Source organism: Flavobacterium sediminilitoris (assembly GCF_023008245.1).
Classification (GTDB): Bacteria; Bacteroidota; Bacteroidia; order Flavobacteriales; family Flavobacteriaceae; genus Flavobacterium; species Flavobacterium sediminilitoris.
In genome coordinates, this window is sequence record NZ_CP090145.1 from 3,552,554 (window position 1) to 3,568,721 (window position 16,168).

Here is a 16,168-nt window from a genome sequence, read left to right on the forward strand (position 1 = left end):
TAAATATACAAAAAAATTAATTCAATTGCTGTTTAATAATTGAAACTAAGTCTCTTGATGAAACAACTCCTGATTGTCTCCATAACATTTTACCTTCTTTAAATAAAATTAAAGTCGGCACACCTCTTACCATAAACTCACTCGCTAAATCTTGATATTGATCAACATTTATTTTAATAATTTTAACCTCATCTTTCAATATCGATTTTGTTTCTTGTAATATAGGCGACATTGTTTTACACGGTCCACACCAGTCAGCATAAAAATCTACCAAGGTTAATTGTTCCTGTCCTATAAGTGCATTAAATTTTTCATTCATAACTATTTCTTTTATATTACGAAATTACAAAAAACTATTCTCAAAAAATGTAATCTAAGTTACATAAAGCAACATCTTCAATCCCAAAAAGATTACGTACCTTTGCCCAAAATACAGCATTGATGAAAACATTTCAAGATTTCGACTTACCTAAATCACTTCAAAAAGCAATAGATGAACTAGGTTTTGTTCATCCAACTCCAATTCAGGAAAAATCATTTTCAGTGGTTTTATCAGGAAGAGACATGATGGGAATTGCTCAAACTGGTACGGGTAAAACATTTGCGTATTTAGTTCCTATTTTAAAACAATGGAAATTTCAAAATACAGATTCTCCTAGAGTTCTTATCCTTGTACCTACTCGTGAACTTGTAGTTCAAGTAGTGGAAGAAGTAGAGAAACTAACCCAATTTATGTCTGTTCGTTCACTTGGTATTTATGGAGGCGTTAATATCAATACTCAACGTAAAAGTTTAGCTGAAGGAGTTGATATTTTAGTAGGAACTCCAGGACGAACAATGGATTTAGCTCTTGATGGAGTTTTACGTTTCGATGCTTTACAAAAATTAGTTATTGATGAGTTTGATGAAATCTTAAATCTTGGTTTTCGCGTTCAATTAACATCTATCCTATCTATGATGAAAAGCAAAAGACAAAATATTCTGTTTTCTGCTACTATGACTGAAGATGTAGATGCTGTTTTAGATGAATTTTTTGAATTTCCAGAAGAAGTATCTTTAGCTCCTAGTGGAACACCATTAGAGCAAATTACTCAAAAATTATATCATGTACCTAATTTCCTTACGAAAGTTAACGTAATTAAACATCTTTTATCTACAGATGAAACAACAGAGCGTGTTTTAATTTTCGTAAACAATAAAAAATTAGTAGATGTTGCTTTTGAATTATTAAATGAAGATTTCCCAGATCAGTTTGGAGTAATCCACTCTAATAAATCTCAAAATTACCGTTTGAGTACAATGGCTAATTTTCAAAATGCAAAACTAAGAGGAATCATCACAACCGATGTAATGGCTCGTGGTTTAGATATTTCAGATATTACTCATGTTTTCAATTTACAATTTTCTGAAATTCCAGAACAATATATTCATAGAATTGGTAGAACAGGTCGTGCTGACAAAGAAGGTATTGCTATTAGTTTTGTGGCACCTTATGAAGACGAAAAATTATTAGCTGTTGAAATGCTAATGAATATGGAAATTGATATTTTAGAAATGCCCGATTCTATTGAAATTTCAGAGAAAAAACTTGAATTTGAAAAAGACAAACGTAGATTTAAATCTATTGGTAAAAAAATAAATACTGACGAAAGAGGTGCTGCTTTCCATGAAAAGAAAGATAAAAATAAGAAAGTAAATCTTGGTGGACCTGGAAAAACAAAACCTAGAAAAACAGCGCCTAGAAACAGAGCTGCTGAAGCAAAAAAAGCAGCTAAACGGAAAAAGAAATAACACATCATCTACATTCAACTTTGTAAATGTTATTATAAAAACAAATATCCAAAATATCGTAAAATGACAAACGATTTTTTTCAAGATCAACAATTTTCAGGAAATATTTTCAAAGAAGATGATATTAAATATAAAGAATTTGAAAATTGTCAATTTATCAATTGTGATTTTAGAAACTGCTATTTTACTAGCGTATATTTTATAGATTGTACATTTACAGAATGTAATTTTAATGATACTAAAATTAATTATGTTTCTTTACGTGGTGTAGAATTTTTTAAATGCGACTTTACAAATGTAAATTTTGCCATGACAGATCAAGTTATTTACGATTTTAATTTTACAGACTGCCTTTTAGATTATTCCAAATTTTATGCTTTAAAATTAAAAAAAATAAGATTTACAGGTTGTAGTCTTGTTTCTGCCGATTTTATGAAAACCGATTTAACAGAAGCAATCTTTGATCATTGCGACTTACGCAGAACCGTTTTCATAGAAACAACACTTAACAAAGCTGATTTCACAACAAGTTTCAACTACACTCTTGATCCTGAAATAAATAAAATAAAAAAAGCACAATTTTCACTAGAAGGATTACAAGGCTTATTGTCAAAATATGATATTATTATAAAATAATACTGTTTAGCATAGAAGTCTTTTAATTAATCTATTCAAAAAATTACGAAAAACTCTATATAATAAAAAAAGCGATACTCATTTTAAGTATCGCTTTTAAAATATAAAATTAGATCTAGTTGATAGTTGTCATACTGATTTTCTCCAATGTAACTTTCACATCTCCACCACCTTTCTTTTTGATTATTACCTCAAAGTTTTTATCAGAATCCAATAAATCATCAGAAACATAATAAGAGTAATTTAGTTTTACACCATTTTCTCCTATAGTATGGTTTTCTCCTGTTCCATGATCATGAGCAACACCAAAAAAAGTCATTGTTCCAACATATTGATCTTCTTTTCCAGGATAGCGAAGATATACCGTATAATAATCTTTTGGCTCTTTATAAACTACTACATCTAAATTCAACACTATATAAGCATTAGCGCTACTTTTTAAAACTTTATTAGTACTTTTCGATAAAGTATTAACTATTTTATGCTTAAAAACATCATCTCCAAGTGTTTTTCCTACTTTTTGTTCCCAAATAACTTTTGTTTTTGGATCTTGAAACGCAATCTTACTCTTTGCCATTGATTCATTGGTTGCTAAAACAGCAGGTTCAGAAGTATAAAGTAAATTATCATAACTATAATCTAAATTAAACACTACATCATATAATTCTTTCATAGTATAGGTAATATGACTTCCATCAGGTTGTATAAATTCATAAACCCAAGGATTGGCTTCTAATTCTGCTAACGTAGGACGTTGTCCATAAGCCGTAACATCCCAAGATTCCCAAATACGATCCACCATACTGTGATGTAACCAAAAAACAGGATCAAAACCAGCAGAAGGCACATTTGCCATTAATCCTGAATAATCATTCAATTGATAAATTTCATTAAAAAAAGTCTCACTTGGATTAGCATATGATCCTCCTATTAAATCATGCATATAACCATGAGGCGAACCTTCTAAACTTCTACTAAAACCAGCATCTCCTGTAAAAGTAGGGTTTGTTTTCAACTCATTAAGTGCTAACTCAATCTGCTCCACATTATCCGCAGGAATAGGTTTCCCTTCATTAAGCACACTATACCTTGCTTGTTCATATAAAGAAGTTTCTTTATTACTCAACAAACTTGGCATCGTATTATTTTGCCCATAATTCCAGTATGGCAAGGCAAAATCAGCTTTCCCCGATAATTCTCTAACTATCTTTTCTAAGTACCAAATATACATTCTATGCCAAAGAAGAAAATGTAGTTTTGCATTTTGTGTTCCATTATGTGTACAATCTCCCCAAGCCCATAATTTATCTGCACTAGTTTGATATTCCGGACAAAGTACATTTTTTCCGTTAATCTCTTTTGGAATATTATGCATAGCACCTTGATAATACCAAGCTATACCATTACTACAGTCCATCTCTCGCATTTTCTTGAAAGCAACATTCATGGCTTCCAAATCAGCTTGTGCTTCAGGAGAAGAAGCATTCAATCGCACGTATTTTACGTTGTTTTTACTTTGACTATAGCTTAAGCCTGTAATCAAAATAGTTGATAATAAAAGAATTAGTTTTTTCATTTTGTCTGTTTTTAGTGAATATTGATTATTTGTTTGTTTACATTAGAGTGCTTCTACTTCAAAAGTTAGAATTTCAGAATAATCAGGATTTGCTTTATCATATATTTTAAACTTAACAACTCCTTTACCTGCTTTTTTAGCCGGAATTACATGAATTGCTATAAAGCCTTGCTGATCTGCGTTTAGTTTATTAAAAACGGAACCTTTAGGAATTCCTATTTGACAAGCTCCATGCTGACACATAGAACAATCCCATTCTTTTGGAAATGAATTATATATTGTTTCCCACACAAGATATATTGGTTTATTAGAAATATTTTCAACTTTAATTTTTGATATATCTAATCGCTTATTTTTTGATAAACTTTCTTTATTTATTGCATTCCCTACTACAGAAAAAGTAGGCTTACTTTGTGAAAATGCAAGTGAGAATGATAAAAGAATAATACTATAAAATAATGTTGTTTTCATAATTATTGGTTTGAATATTAATAAAAAACAGGAATATTTGCTTTAAAATGTACTTTTTTCAAAATTGGATCAATAAAGCGATAAAGAATTCGTTCCTTTTCCTCTATATTCTCTAAAAAAAGAAGTAGTTCTAAACACTCTTTAGGATAAAGCTGTATTTTAATTTCTTTAGATGAAACCAATACATGATTCGCATCTCCAAAAATTAATTTAAATTTCATACTCGATGGTAAAGCTATTTCATGAAGATATAATCCTGAATTGACTAATCTTAATAAAACACCCTCACTTTTAATATCATTTAAAGATTGTAATCCTTTTATATCTTTAATCATTTTACCATTAATCAAAAAATAATCAGGATTATATTTAGGAAGAACTATTGGCTTATTTATATCATCATGTGCCACATTCATAATTTGATCAGTATGCCATTTTGTATCTATTTCATGACTACACCATAATGCTTCATTCCCTTTTTTTTCAGATAAAGAATCGTTCTTTTTTGGTTGTATAATGATAGTTCCAAACATTCCTGCTTGAAAATTAAAAGGATTATTTTCTGGACTATAATAAAGGTAAACACCCGGTTTTTCTGCTTTAAATGAATAAAAACCATGTTCCATGTGGTCAATAGGTTTCTTCTCTTTCATCACTTTTCCATTCTCCTCTTTTTGTAAAAATTCTATACTTTCACAATATAAAGAAACAGGATTTCCTTGAGAAATATTCCAAAAATCAATGTTTACACTATCTCCTTCAATAACATTAATAGAAACACCTGGCAATGTAACTTGACCTGAAAGAGAACTACTAAATCCAAATACTCTAATATTTAATTTTTCTTTAATAGATAATTCTCCTGTAGTACGACCAATAATTAAACATTCCTCTTGAGCAAAAAAGGATATACTCGTACATAAGAAAAAGATTATGATTAATAATCTGCTTTTCTTTTCTACTTGTAAATGTAAATGATTGCTCATATATAAACACTTGTTAATTTTTTCAAATTTAATTTAAAGGTAGTTAAAAAAACAGCGTACAAATACCTGTTTTACTATCATTTTTTGGCAGAAATACTATAATCTTATTAAGATTAACTTATTGATTTTAAAAAACATAAATAATTATTTTTCTTAAAATTAGTTTGTAACTTTAATAGTTATTTTTTACTAAAAAGTATAAGTAATAATAAATACCAAACTTTACTCAAATTAGTTTAAAAAAGCGATTAATCTCTTCAATAAAAATTGAGCTATATGAGAAATGTAATTTTATAGATAGAATATTTAATAAATAAAATATTAATAACTTTCAAAAGATAAATACTTCCAAAAATTATTTCATTTTTTCTCTATTTTAAAGCTTTTATATTTATAAAAAATAATCATTATATTTGTAATAAATCATAATAAAAAAGCTACAAAAAACACATCTGACAAATTTTAAATGACTGATTTTAAAACTTTTGATACTGAAAGATTAATTCTTAGACCAACATCTAAAGAAGATGCAAAATTTATATTTGAATTATTTAATACTCCTAGCTGGTTAAAATATATTGGAGATAGAAACATTAGAACTATTGAAGATGCAGCTATATATATTGAAAATAAGATGCTATCACAACTTGAAAAGCTGAGCTTTTCTAATTACACTATAATACGAAAATCAGACAATGCTAAAATAGGAACTTGTGGTTTATATGACAGAGAAGGATTAGATGGTATTGATATAGGCTTCGCCTTTCTTCCAGAATATGGAAAAAAAGGATATGCATTTGAAGCAGTAGAAAAATTAAAAAACAGTGCATTTGAAGAATTTAAATTAAAAGAAATAATAGCCATTACAAGAAAAGATAATTTTTCATCTCAAAAACTATTAGAAAAACTAGATTTAAAACTAGAAGGAATAGCCAAACTTCCTAATGATGATGAAGAATGGTTACTTTATAAAATTAAAGCATAATAAAATTAAAATAATGGATAAAGAACTATATAAAAAAACATTTACTGAAGAAGATTCAGTAGGCTGGTTATCAATAGATGCTTCACTAGAAAAAATATACGGAAAAACAGAACCTCGACACTATGGTCCATTATGCGGACTTCACTATGTTGCAGGCGGAACTGATCCTATAGATGGTGCCAGCATTTATGATTCTGAAAAGCAAGAATTACATAGACACATCATTAGTTATGGAATGTCTGATTTATACTATAATGAAGAAAAAGCAGGCGAAGAATTTAGTAAATGGGGATTTGAATTTACTTTTAGATTAAAACCTTTTGAAGATGATAAAAATGATCCATTATGGGCTGTACAAGTCATGAACAATCTAGCACGATATGTTTATAAAAGTGGAAACTGGTTTGAAGAAAATCATTTTATTCCTGCAAACGGTCCAATAAGATTAAACACTGAAACAAAAATAACAGGTTTTGTAATAGCATTAGATCCTGAACTTGGAAAAATCAACACTCCTCATGGTGAAGTATCATTTCTGCAACTCGTAGGTATAACAGAAAATGAAGTAGAAAAACTAAATGCCAATCCAACAACAACCGAAGTAGAAAAACTCATATTGGAATTAAAAAAAGACAACCCATTACTAATAACCGATTTAAATAGAAAATAAACAACCCTAAATAAATTTATAATTCTTATTCTATTTAAAATACTAATTCAATTATTATGAAATTTTATACCTTAATACCTAAATCTCTCAAACCTTTTTTCGAAATAGAATTAGAAAATTATAAAATAGAATATGCATCAGGCAATTTAGAAAAAGCTTGGAATCATTTAGAAAGAGCACATATCATTGGACAAAAATATCCATATTCACATAGTCTTGTTCATTGGAAAATGCTTGTATTTGGATTCAAAATAAAAAATGGTAAAGAAATAGTGGGACAAATTCCAAGACTAATTTTTGGAGGAATAAAATCATTTGTAGGTAAAATCCCTGTAGGTAATCCAGGTGGAGCAAACGTACCTCCATTAAAACCATTTCCTATTGAAAAAGAATTACAAAACATTTTCATTACAGCAGGAATAAACCCTATATAAACGCAAACCATTACGGATTTAATGACTCCAAAAGAAATACTTGATAAAATTAATATTGCCAAGCCTAAACTTCCTAATAATGAAGTACTCGCATTAATAGCATTCAAATGGAATAATGATGAATTAGATACTTGGGATGGAGGATTTGATTTAAATGAAAAAACACGAAGTAATATAATCGAATTACTCATCCCTAATTTTATTATAAAAGATAATGACTATTTGGAAATTTTAAGATTTCTATTAAAACAAGAAATTGAAAACTGTAATGAAAGTGAGTCTTTCTTAGTAACACTACAAACTTGTTATGATAGTTTAGCAGATTATAAACACTTAGAAGACATACCTCTTTTACTTGCCGCAAATAATGATACAAGTTTTGATGCAAACTGCGCCTTATCTAAAGATAGATTATTTTACAATGGCTATAATAATGTAATGAATTATTTAAAATCTAATAAAGATATTGATGAAAACATAATCGAACAAATTGAATATTATGCTGATTCCTTTAAATATAAAAATAACAATTAGTCTTAAAATAAATCTCAAAAACATAAAATTTAATTAAAATCATTAAAAGAAGAAAACATAAATGAAAGAAAAGTAGAACCAAACCCAAAAACACAATTATGATCCTCTTTTTCATTTTAAGCATTTCCCTTTTGCAACTAATACTATTCTATTTAATAAATAGATTTTTACTAAAAATACCTATTCTTATAATCTCTATTTTAATTTTAATTTGTCATTTTTTTATATTTCCAAAATTATTTTTCCCTCAATTTCCCAAAGGACAAATAAAATGTGGTTTACCTGCATTTGCAATAACACTAAATTTTTGGATATTTGGTACAATTACAACTTTAATAACCCATTTTATTTGGAAATTAAAAACAACAAAATAGCCTAATGAGTACATTAGGCTATTTTGTTAAATACATAAAAAAATTAACCAATTTTAATAAAACGCTTTGGTTCTGGTAATGTTTCTTCTCTTTTTGGAAGAGTTAAATATAGAATTCCATCAACATAAGTTGCATTTATAGCCTCTTTGTTAACTGTTTCTGGTAAAGAAAAAGAACGTTTAAATGATGAAAAACTAAACTCTCTACGCGTATATTTATCGGTTTCTATTTTTTCTTCTAAATCTTTGGTAACTTCTGATGAAACAGTTAAAAGATCATTATCAATTTCAATTTTAAAATCTTCCTTTTTAAAACCAGGCACAAGCAATTCTATTGAAAAACCAACTTGAGTTTCTTTTACATTTACCGCAGGAACTTTAGTTGTAAAATCTTGAGTTCCTCCAAAAAAATCAGGCTTAAATAATTCTTCTATTATAGAAGGAAAAAATACTTTTGGATTTGTTTTTACTATGTTCATAATTTATTTTTTTAAGTTATACGTTTCCTAGTATCAAACAAAAGACATTCCAAAATATAAAAAAGTCAAAATGACATTTGCATAAAGCATAAAAAGGTCATTTTGACTTTATTTTTAATAATTAACTTTTATTTAACTGACTAAATTTCAGTTTTTTAAATATCAAAAAAGAAAAGAATTAGAATCTTCAAATCGATATAAAAAATCAAAAAACATTGCTTTTGTAAGGCAACTAACATTAAAATAATTTTAGAGATTGTTACTTTACAAAAAAAATAAACAAATGAATTTAACAGACGAATTAAAGAAATACGCAGATCAAAGTGCCGCTAAAATTCCAGCAGAAGTTCTAGCTATAATGAAAAATGCTATACAAGAATTAGAAAGTAGCAATTTAGTCAATCAAGCATTAAAAACAGGAGATAAAATCCCAACAATTGAGTTACCAAATGCAACAGGCAAAATAATTTCTATTCAAGAACAAATAAAAAAAGGTAAAGTAATCATTGCTTTTTATAGAGGAGGTTGGTGTCCATACTGCAATTTAGAATTAAAAGCCTTACAAGAGATTCTTCCTCAAATAAAAGAAAAAGGAGCTTCTCTAATTGCAATAACTCCAGAAACACCCGATAATTCATTAAACACAATTGAAAAAAACAATCTTGAATTTGAAGTACTAACTGATAAAGACAATAAAACAGCTAGCAAATTTAATTTAACTTATAAACTACCTAAAGAATTACTAGATATTTACCTGAATTTTGGAATAAATTTAGAAAAAAGTAATAACAACCAACTTGGAGAACTACCTATTGCAGCCACTTATGTAGTAGATACAAAGGGTACAATTATTTTTGATTATATCAAAGAAGACTATAAGCTAAGAGCTTCTACCGAAGCAATAATTGCTTCGCTTTAAACTACCTTATAAACAAATTAAAAAGATTGATTTTAAAATCAATCTTTTTAATTATGCTGTTCACTAAAAACCGATAATAAAACTTCCCCATCAATCATTCTATTAGGAGAATTTTTCATTAAATGAAGAACACGTTTCATAGCATACGGATTTAAACCCATATTAATGCCTATTTCATTTATCTTAATTTGTTCTCTCTCATGCAAAATGCCATCTGAATGCATTAATAAAGACAACCTATAAAATTGACAAATCCTACTAAACTCATCCTTAATAATCTTTTTTTGCGCTTTTTTCTCAAAAAGCTTCAAAAAAGAAGCCTTATCAATCTCAAGTTCTTGCGACACCATTTCAATGAAATCATACTCTCTATCGTGTAATTCTCCGTCTACTAAAGCAAAAGAAATCATCTCTTGTAATAAGCTAATCTTTTCTTGATAATCATCCATATTATTACATTCTTTTTTGTAAAAATAATAATTCTAAATTTAATTAGATATCTTTGAACCCTATATTTTATAAACATGACAAATAACGATATATTTAAAAAACTAAGAGTTGCACTTCAATTACGTGACGATCAAATTGTTGAAATCTTAGAATTAGTAGACTTTAGAGTTTCAAAAGGCGAACTTGGTAACATTTTTAGAAAAGAAGATCACCCTAATTATGTAGAATGTGGAGATCAATTGCTACGTAATTTTCTAAATGGATTAGTTATTCATCTTCGTGGTACAAAGGAAAACCCTAAAAACCCAATGGATGTAATTAAAAGCCATAAAAATGATGCTCCAACGGAAAAACGAGAAATAAAACCAAAAACAGAGAGCTTCAAAAAACAAACAACAACTTTTAAGCCAAAACCAAAGAAGAAACCACTTCCTAAAAAAGAACCTATTGTGGAAAAAGTACGTTTTAAAAACGGCAAGAATAAATCAAAAGACTAATGCTTCTTTTTGGTATAATAGGAATTTTGGTTCTATTCTCACCATTAGCAGCTCTTTTCTACGATAGTTCTGTAAAAAAAGGATGGAAAAATAGTTTTCTAAACATTTTCTATTTTCTACTAATTATAATAGCATCAAGTATTTTATTAAAAATATTCAAACTATTTTTTATTACTACAATACCATTATTATTCCTCATTTTTTTATCTTACAAAAACATCAAAAAAAATAAATAAGAACAACCATCTACTTTTAACTAAAAACCACAAGATTTTTGTATTTTTGGGCATTATTAAACGAATACCCTCTAAATAAAAATAAAATAAATGCAGTTTAAACATCCAGAGATTTTATACTTCCTATTTTTATTGGTTATACCAATTTTAGTGCATTTATTCCAACTCCGTAAATTTAAAAAAGAATATTTTACAAACGTAAAACTATTACGCCAACTACAACAAGAAACCCGAAAAAGTAGTACGCTAAAAAAATGGTTACTTTTAGCAACACGCTTACTTCTTTTAGCTCTATTAATATTCGCTTTTGCTCAACCTTTTTTTACTGCAAAAGAATCTAAAAACAAAGAAAATGAATTAATCATTTTAGTAGACAACTCCTTTTCAATGCAAGCCAAAGGAAACAAAGGAGAGCTATTAAAAAGAAGCATTCAAGAATTATTAGAATCACTTCCAGAAACACAAAATTTTTCACTTTTAACAAACAATAATGTCTTTTGGGATGTTGACATTAAAACCATACAAAGTGAATTACAAAAAATAGAATATTCAGCACTTCCATTTGAATTAGATTTTTTATTAACACAAATCGATTCTAAAAAACCCAACACTAAAAAAGATTATCTGATAATTACAGATGCTATTGGAACAAATTCTAAAAAAATTGAAGATTTAAACCAAACAAATCAAGTTTACTTTATAAACCCTGTTGCAGAAAACAAAAACAACATTAGCATAGAAAACGTTACCCTATCACAAGTTTTAGATGCCTTTTATGAAATAAAAATCACTTTAAAATCGTATGGTAAAACAGAAGAAGCCATTCCTGTTGCAGTGTATAACAAAGAAGCATTAATTGCAAAATCACAAGTTACATTTGACAAAACAGAAAAAGAACTAAAAATAAATATTCCTAAAAATTCTTTTCATGGAAAAGTAACACTACAAGACAATAGTTTACAATATGATAATGAATTTTACTTTAGCATTTCACAACCCAAAAAACAAAATGCAATTATCATTGGAACAGAAGAAAAAAACAAATTTTTAAATAAAATACTAACCGAAAATGAGTTTGTTGTTACTAATACCGAACTAACAAAATTAAACTATAGTAGCATTGAAAACCAACAAACTATTATTTTAAACGAAATTTCCGAAATTCCACAAGCACTAGGAACTACTCTACTCTCTTTTTACAACAAAGGAGGAACAATTATCCTTATCCCATCAATAGAAAACAACATTCAAAACTTAAATAATTTCTGTAAAAATTTTGGTTCTTTTAAATTTTTAAACACTACTGATACAGAAAAACAAATCACGAAAATAAGTTTTAATCACCCTATTTATAAAAATGTATTTGAGAAAAAAGTTAGTAACTTTCAATATCCTAAAGTAACAAAATCTTTTATCCCTTCAGGAAATGGATTACCCATTTTACAATTTGAAGACAATACCAACTTTGCCATTTCAATTTCAAACAAAATTGGAAATCTATTTGTTTTTACAGCACCCATAAACAAACAAAACTCAAATTTTCAAAACTCACCTTTAATTGTGCCTACTTTTTACAATATGTCACAATCCAAAACAAATTCAAAAACCAACACATTTACAATAGGTGAAAATGAAACTATAATTATTGATGCTATCTTATCTAAAGACGAAGTTGTAAGCATTACAAACAAACAAAACAGCTTCATTCCACAGCAACAAATTATAAATGCAAAAGTAAAGCTAGCCTTTGGAGATTATCCAGAATTAGCAGGAAACTATAACATAAAGCAAACTGAAAACACAATAGAAGAAATCAGTTTCAACTATCCAAGAACAGAAAGCGATTTAAACAATACAAACACAACACTTTTCAATAAAACCACAACCGTAAACAGCATTGAAACCGTTTTAAACGATTTACATTCAAAACGAACCGATACTGCATTGTGGAAATGGTTTATTATTGGCACATTACTTTTCTTATTGATTGAACTACTAATTCAAAAATTCGTAAAATGACAACCGTTTTAATTAAAAAAGCAACCATAATAGATAAAAACAGTTCGTTTCACAACCAAACCGTTGATATAAAAATTGAAAACGGAATCATAATTGAAATTGCAAAAAACATAGCTTCCGAAAACAACATTGAAGTTATAGAAAAAGAAAATCTACATGTTTCACAAGGTTGGTTTGACTCTTCCGTTTCTTTCGGAGAACCAGGCTATGAAGACAGAGAAACCATTGCAAACGGATTACAAGTTGCAGCAAAAAGTGGTTTTACAGCCATAGCACTTCAACCTAACAGCTTTCCTGTGATTGACAATCAATCGCAAGTGAAATTTGTACTCGACAAAGCTAAAAACCAAGCCACTACTCTATTCCCTATTGGAGCACTAACCAAAAATAGCGAAGGAACAGACTTGGCCGAACTATTCGATATGAAAAATGCAGGTGCTATTGCTTTTGGAGATTACAACAAAGCCATTCAAGACGCAAATATTCAAAAAATAGCCTTACAATATGTACAAGACTTTAACGGATTAGTCATCAGCTTTTGCCAAGATTACTCCTTAAAAGGAAAAGGAATTGTAAATGAAGGAATAGCCTCTACAAAATTAGGATTAAAAGGAATTCCCGCATTAGCAGAAGAACTACACATTGCTCGCAATTTATTCTTACTAGAATACACTGGTGGAAAATTACACATTCCAACCATTTCTACTCAGAAATCAATACAATTAATTAAAGAAGCTAAAGCCAAAGGATTACAAGTAACTTGTAGCGTTTCCGTACATCATTTAGTCTTAAATGAAGAAATACTGTCAGGATTCGATTCACGATATAAAGTAACACCACCATTACGAGATGAAGTTACGCGAAAAGCACTAATAGAAGCCGTAATTAATGGAACAATTGACTGTATTACATCAGATCATAACCCGCTAGATATTGAACATAAAAAATTAGAATTTGATTTAGCAAAAGACGGAACCATTGGTTTAGAAAGTGCTTTTGGAGCATTATTAACTGTTTTACCACTTGAAGTGGTTATTGAAAAACTAACCGCTGCAAAAAAAATCTTCGAAATTGAAGAAAACAAAATAGAAATCAATACAAAAGCAGAATTAAGCTTCTTCAATCCAGATGGAGAAGAAATATTTACCAAAGAAAACATTTTATCAAAATCAAAAAACTCCGCTTTTCTACAACAAAAAACAAAAGGAAAAGTATATGGAATATACAACAATAAAAAATTAATAATTAATAATTAATAATTTACAATCATAATGAACGATATAGAAAAAGGGAAAAACGCAGCTCTAGTAAGCTATATAACCATAATAGGAAGCGTTATTGCAATTTTTATGAATCAAGATGAAAAGAAAAGTGAATTTGCCAGTTTTCACATTCGTCAAGCATTAGGTATTTTTTTAACTTTCTTCTTCTTAGGTTATCCTATAGGCTATTTCAATAGTTGGATGGTTTCCTCTGCATTTTGGTTATTTATTTTCATCCTTTGGATTTACGGTTTCCTAGGCGCTCTAAATGGAGAAAAGAAAATAGTACCACTAGTAGGTGAATTTTATCAAAAATGCTTTAAAAGCTTATAAATGATCACTTCTAAAAGTGAAAAAATAAAATCGAAAATCATTTTAACCGATGTAATCAAACTAAAGAGTAAAGGAATATTCATTATTCTTTTACTCTTTCCTTTAGCACTCATTTTAAGTACAATCTACAGTATCTACAAGAGTAGCCCAGTAGAGAAATCTAACATTTTAACACTCATAATCAGTTTCATAGCCCTATTTATTTTAGCAGTAATACCATGCCTAAAAAAAGGACTAGCCACAGACAATCAAAAAAACATTTACATTGTTTATACATTAAAAAACAAAATCCTCCTCAAACAAATCCTAATTCCAAATAATTATAACGAATTTATAATTATAGAAGAACCCTTTTCAAAATCTAACACAAACATCACTATTAACAATAAAATTGCTGAGTTTAAATATCCCATTTACAAATTTGTTGCACAAAGAAAAACCCACAATAAACCCATTTTTACAGTTGATAATAAATCTTCAAAAAATGAACTCCAAACATTTTTAGAGATACAAAGCAATTTAAAACACAAAACATGTTAAAAAATGTAAGTCAGTTTTTACACGTATTGCAAGTTTAAAAAGAATAGGTTACGTTTGTAACACATACTTAACCAATACAAGTTAGTTTTGTATGATTTTATCATAAATTAAATTATACATAATCTGAGGAGCATTGAAACTAATTAAGAAAATACAAATCTGTAATAATCTGGATGATATTCCAAATTTTAAAACCATCAAGTCACTTGAAAGAGGAATTGAATGGAAAATAGTATTTGGTAATGAAATTAAGTCCAAAAGAGAAAAAATTGGTAGTCAATGGAAACTTGAACATCCTGAATTCCAAATTTCAGTTCATACAATAGAACCTGAAATAAATATTGTCAAATTAATTACGGGCAAAGAAATCGAAGAACACCAAGAGTTCTTTGAAAAATGCGCAAAAGATTATAGGAATTTAGCAATTAAATTGATAAACAAATTTTCCGAAAAACATAATATAAAAATTGATCCTAAATACCCTATGAATACTCTATTTCATACTGAAAAACTTGGATATAAGCCAGTTGGACAAATGAACGAATGGAGATATGCTTTTCACGGAATACATTGTGGATTAACCAATAATAAAACTGGACAGCGAATTGAAATTCCTTTAACCTTTGGATTGGAATTCGGACAACTTGACCCTTATTTTTTCACAGATTTTATTAAATCTACTAAAGAATATCTGCCTTTACCAGTTGAAATATATTGCGACTACGCTGACGGAAAAAGAATTTTAGAAAAAATGGTGGAAATTGGAAAATTCGAATACGTGAATTCTAATTGGCCAAATGAAAGAGGAATTGTAGTAACGGATAGAGAAAAAGTTAAAGTTTATAACCCAGATACGGAATTGGAAGAAGAAAGACTATGTACAACAACGTATAAAAATAATGGTGGAATTTCTACCAAAACAAAAGATAATAATAATCTATTTTGGTCTAAACTTAAGCGTATGTGGTCATAAATTC

The 16,168-nt window shown here is 28.3% G+C and carries 17 protein-coding genes and 1 pseudogene; 12 read left to right on the top strand and 6 right to left on the bottom strand.

The window, feature by feature from the left end:
• Positions 1–16 precede the first annotated feature (16 nt).
• Positions 17–319, bottom strand: coding sequence for a thioredoxin (gene trxA / locus LXD69_RS16335; RefSeq protein ID WP_045971754.1), 303 nt, complete (start codon positions 317–319; stop codon positions 17–19).
• Between the two features lie 122 nt (positions 320–441).
• Between trxA and LXD69_RS16340 the strand changes: the two genes are divergently transcribed.
• Together LXD69_RS16340 and LXD69_RS16345 are read left to right on the top strand one after the other, a co-directional pair.
• On the top strand, positions 442–1,791 hold the full coding sequence (locus LXD69_RS16340) for a DEAD/DEAH box helicase (protein WP_246916159.1): 1,350 nt from the start codon (positions 442–444) through the stop codon (positions 1,789–1,791).
• Between the two features lie 63 nt (positions 1,792–1,854).
• Positions 1,855–2,427 carry a pentapeptide repeat-containing protein gene (locus LXD69_RS16345; protein ID WP_246916160.1) on the top strand — a complete coding sequence of 191 codons (573 nt, stop codon included), beginning with the start codon at positions 1,855–1,857 and terminating at the stop codon, positions 2,425–2,427.
• A gap of 115 nt (positions 2,428–2,542) precedes the next feature.
• Here the strand turns inward: LXD69_RS16345 and LXD69_RS16350 are convergent, their stop codons facing one another.
• From LXD69_RS16350 to LXD69_RS16360, 3 genes are read right to left on the bottom strand one after another with little or no spacing between them, the layout of a single operon-like run.
• A complete protein-coding gene (locus tag LXD69_RS16350) occupies positions 2,543–4,003 on the bottom strand; it encodes a tyrosinase family protein (RefSeq protein WP_246916161.1) in 1,461 nt (486 codons plus the stop codon).
• Between the two features lie 42 nt (positions 4,004–4,045).
• Positions 4,046–4,474, bottom strand: coding sequence for a hypothetical protein (locus LXD69_RS16355; RefSeq protein ID WP_045966604.1), 429 nt, complete (start codon positions 4,472–4,474; stop codon positions 4,046–4,048).
• A 17-nt stretch (positions 4,475–4,491) separates the two neighbouring features.
• Complete coding sequence (locus tag LXD69_RS16360; protein WP_246916162.1) at positions 4,492–5,460, bottom strand: multicopper oxidase domain-containing protein; 969 nt, start codon at positions 5,458–5,460, stop codon at positions 4,492–4,494.
• Between the two features lie 466 nt (positions 5,461–5,926).
• Between LXD69_RS16360 and LXD69_RS16365 the strand changes: the two genes are divergently transcribed.
• From LXD69_RS16365 to LXD69_RS16380, 4 genes are read left to right on the top strand one after another with little or no spacing between them, the layout of a single operon-like run.
• Positions 5,927–6,445, top strand: a complete 519-nt coding sequence (locus LXD69_RS16365; RefSeq protein ID WP_045966602.1) for a GNAT family N-acetyltransferase — start codon at positions 5,927–5,929, stop codon at positions 6,443–6,445.
• Between the two features lie 13 nt (positions 6,446–6,458).
• Positions 6,459–7,115: a suppressor of fused domain protein gene (locus tag LXD69_RS16370; RefSeq protein WP_045967432.1), complete on the top strand. Its 657-nt coding sequence runs from the start codon at positions 6,459–6,461 to the stop codon at positions 7,113–7,115.
• 56 nt (positions 7,116–7,171) lie between these two features.
• On the top strand, positions 7,172–7,549 hold the full coding sequence (locus LXD69_RS16375; RefSeq protein ID WP_045966600.1) for a DUF3703 domain-containing protein: 378 nt from the start codon (positions 7,172–7,174) through the stop codon (positions 7,547–7,549).
• A 21-nt stretch (positions 7,550–7,570) separates the two neighbouring features.
• Entirely contained in the window at positions 7,571–8,083 is a 513-nt protein-coding gene (locus tag LXD69_RS16380; protein ID WP_246916163.1) for a hypothetical protein, read from the top strand.
• A gap of 417 nt (positions 8,084–8,500) precedes the next feature.
• On the opposite strand, the gene LXD69_RS16385 is transcribed toward LXD69_RS16380, so the two are convergent.
• Positions 8,501–8,935: an Hsp20/alpha crystallin family protein gene (locus LXD69_RS16385; RefSeq protein ID WP_246916164.1), complete on the bottom strand. Its 435-nt coding sequence runs from the start codon at positions 8,933–8,935 to the stop codon at positions 8,501–8,503.
• A 283-nt stretch (positions 8,936–9,218) separates the two neighbouring features.
• Here LXD69_RS16385 and LXD69_RS16390 point away from each other — a divergent pair, with 283 nt between their 5' ends.
• Positions 9,219–9,854 (top strand): peroxiredoxin-like family protein, encoded by a 636-nt coding sequence (locus tag LXD69_RS16390; RefSeq protein WP_246916165.1) that lies wholly within the window; start codon positions 9,219–9,221, stop codon positions 9,852–9,854.
• A gap of 47 nt (positions 9,855–9,901) precedes the next feature.
• Here the strand turns inward: LXD69_RS16390 and LXD69_RS16395 are convergent.
• A pseudogene (locus LXD69_RS16395) lies at positions 9,902–10,312 on the bottom strand (TerB family tellurite resistance protein); the annotation flags it as partial.
• A 66-nt stretch (positions 10,313–10,378) separates the two neighbouring features.
• Between LXD69_RS16395 and LXD69_RS16400 the strand changes: the two are divergent.
• The 5 genes from LXD69_RS16400 to LXD69_RS16420 all read left to right on the top strand — a co-directional run bounded on the left by LXD69_RS16400 (position 10,379) and on the right by LXD69_RS16420 (position 16,164).
• Positions 10,379–10,801: a DUF1456 family protein gene (locus LXD69_RS16400; RefSeq protein WP_045966592.1), complete on the top strand. Its 423-nt coding sequence runs from the start codon at positions 10,379–10,381 to the stop codon at positions 10,799–10,801.
• Between the two features lie 326 nt (positions 10,802–11,127).
• Positions 11,128–13,056 (top strand): BatA domain-containing protein, encoded by a 1,929-nt coding sequence (locus LXD69_RS16405; RefSeq protein ID WP_246916166.1) that lies wholly within the window; start codon positions 11,128–11,130, stop codon positions 13,054–13,056.
• Positions 13,053–14,312, top strand: coding sequence for a dihydroorotase (locus LXD69_RS16410; protein WP_246916167.1), 1,260 nt, complete (start codon positions 13,053–13,055; stop codon positions 14,310–14,312). The genes LXD69_RS16405 and LXD69_RS16410 overlap by 4 nt, the downstream gene beginning before the upstream one ends.
• Before the next feature lie 15 nt (positions 14,313–14,327).
• Positions 14,328–14,651: a DUF4870 domain-containing protein gene (locus LXD69_RS16415; RefSeq protein ID WP_045966587.1), complete on the top strand. Its 324-nt coding sequence runs from the start codon at positions 14,328–14,330 to the stop codon at positions 14,649–14,651.
• A gap of 673 nt (positions 14,652–15,324) precedes the next feature.
• Complete coding sequence (locus tag LXD69_RS16420; RefSeq protein ID WP_246916168.1) at positions 15,325–16,164, top strand: DUF6896 domain-containing protein; 840 nt, start codon at positions 15,325–15,327, stop codon at positions 16,162–16,164.
• Positions 16,165–16,168 lie beyond the last annotated feature (4 nt).

What these genes read in the sequence shown, in the direction of transcription:
- LXD69_RS16370 (WP_045967432.1), top strand. Translation starts at nt 6,459, where the DNA reads ATGGATAAAGAACTATATAAAAAAACATTTACTGAAGAAGATTCAGTA.
- LXD69_RS16375 (WP_045966600.1), top strand. Translation starts at nt 7,172, where the DNA reads ATGAAATTTTATACCTTAATACCTAAATCTCTCAAACCTTTTTTCGAA.
- LXD69_RS16340 (WP_246916159.1), top strand. Translation starts at nt 442, where the DNA reads ATGAAAACATTTCAAGATTTCGACTTACCTAAATCACTTCAAAAAGCA.
- LXD69_RS16385 (WP_246916164.1), bottom strand. Translation starts at nt 8,935, where the DNA reads ATGAACATAGTAAAAACAAATCCAAAAGTATTTTTTCCTTCTATAATA.
- LXD69_RS16360 (WP_246916162.1), bottom strand. Translation starts at nt 5,460, where the DNA reads ATGAGCAATCATTTACATTTACAAGTAGAAAAGAAAAGCAGATTATTA.
- LXD69_RS16415 (WP_045966587.1), top strand. Translation starts at nt 14,328, where the DNA reads ATGAACGATATAGAAAAAGGGAAAAACGCAGCTCTAGTAAGCTATATA.
- LXD69_RS16350 (WP_246916161.1), bottom strand. Translation starts at nt 4,003, where the DNA reads ATGAAAAAACTAATTCTTTTATTATCAACTATTTTGATTACAGGCTTA.
- LXD69_RS16400 (WP_045966592.1), top strand. Translation starts at nt 10,379, where the DNA reads ATGACAAATAACGATATATTTAAAAAACTAAGAGTTGCACTTCAATTA.
- LXD69_RS16410 (WP_246916167.1), top strand. Translation starts at nt 13,053, where the DNA reads ATGACAACCGTTTTAATTAAAAAAGCAACCATAATAGATAAAAACAGT.
- LXD69_RS16355 (WP_045966604.1), bottom strand. Translation starts at nt 4,474, where the DNA reads ATGAAAACAACATTATTTTATAGTATTATTCTTTTATCATTCTCACTT.
- LXD69_RS16365 (WP_045966602.1), top strand. Translation starts at nt 5,927, where the DNA reads ATGACTGATTTTAAAACTTTTGATACTGAAAGATTAATTCTTAGACCA.
- trxA (WP_045971754.1), bottom strand. Translation starts at nt 319, where the DNA reads ATGAATGAAAAATTTAATGCACTTATAGGACAGGAACAATTAACCTTG.
- LXD69_RS16380 (WP_246916163.1), top strand. Translation starts at nt 7,571, where the DNA reads ATGACTCCAAAAGAAATACTTGATAAAATTAATATTGCCAAGCCTAAA.
- LXD69_RS16390 (WP_246916165.1), top strand. Translation starts at nt 9,219, where the DNA reads ATGAATTTAACAGACGAATTAAAGAAATACGCAGATCAAAGTGCCGCT.
- LXD69_RS16345 (WP_246916160.1), top strand. Translation starts at nt 1,855, where the DNA reads ATGACAAACGATTTTTTTCAAGATCAACAATTTTCAGGAAATATTTTC.
- LXD69_RS16405 (WP_246916166.1), top strand. Translation starts at nt 11,128, where the DNA reads ATGCAGTTTAAACATCCAGAGATTTTATACTTCCTATTTTTATTGGTT.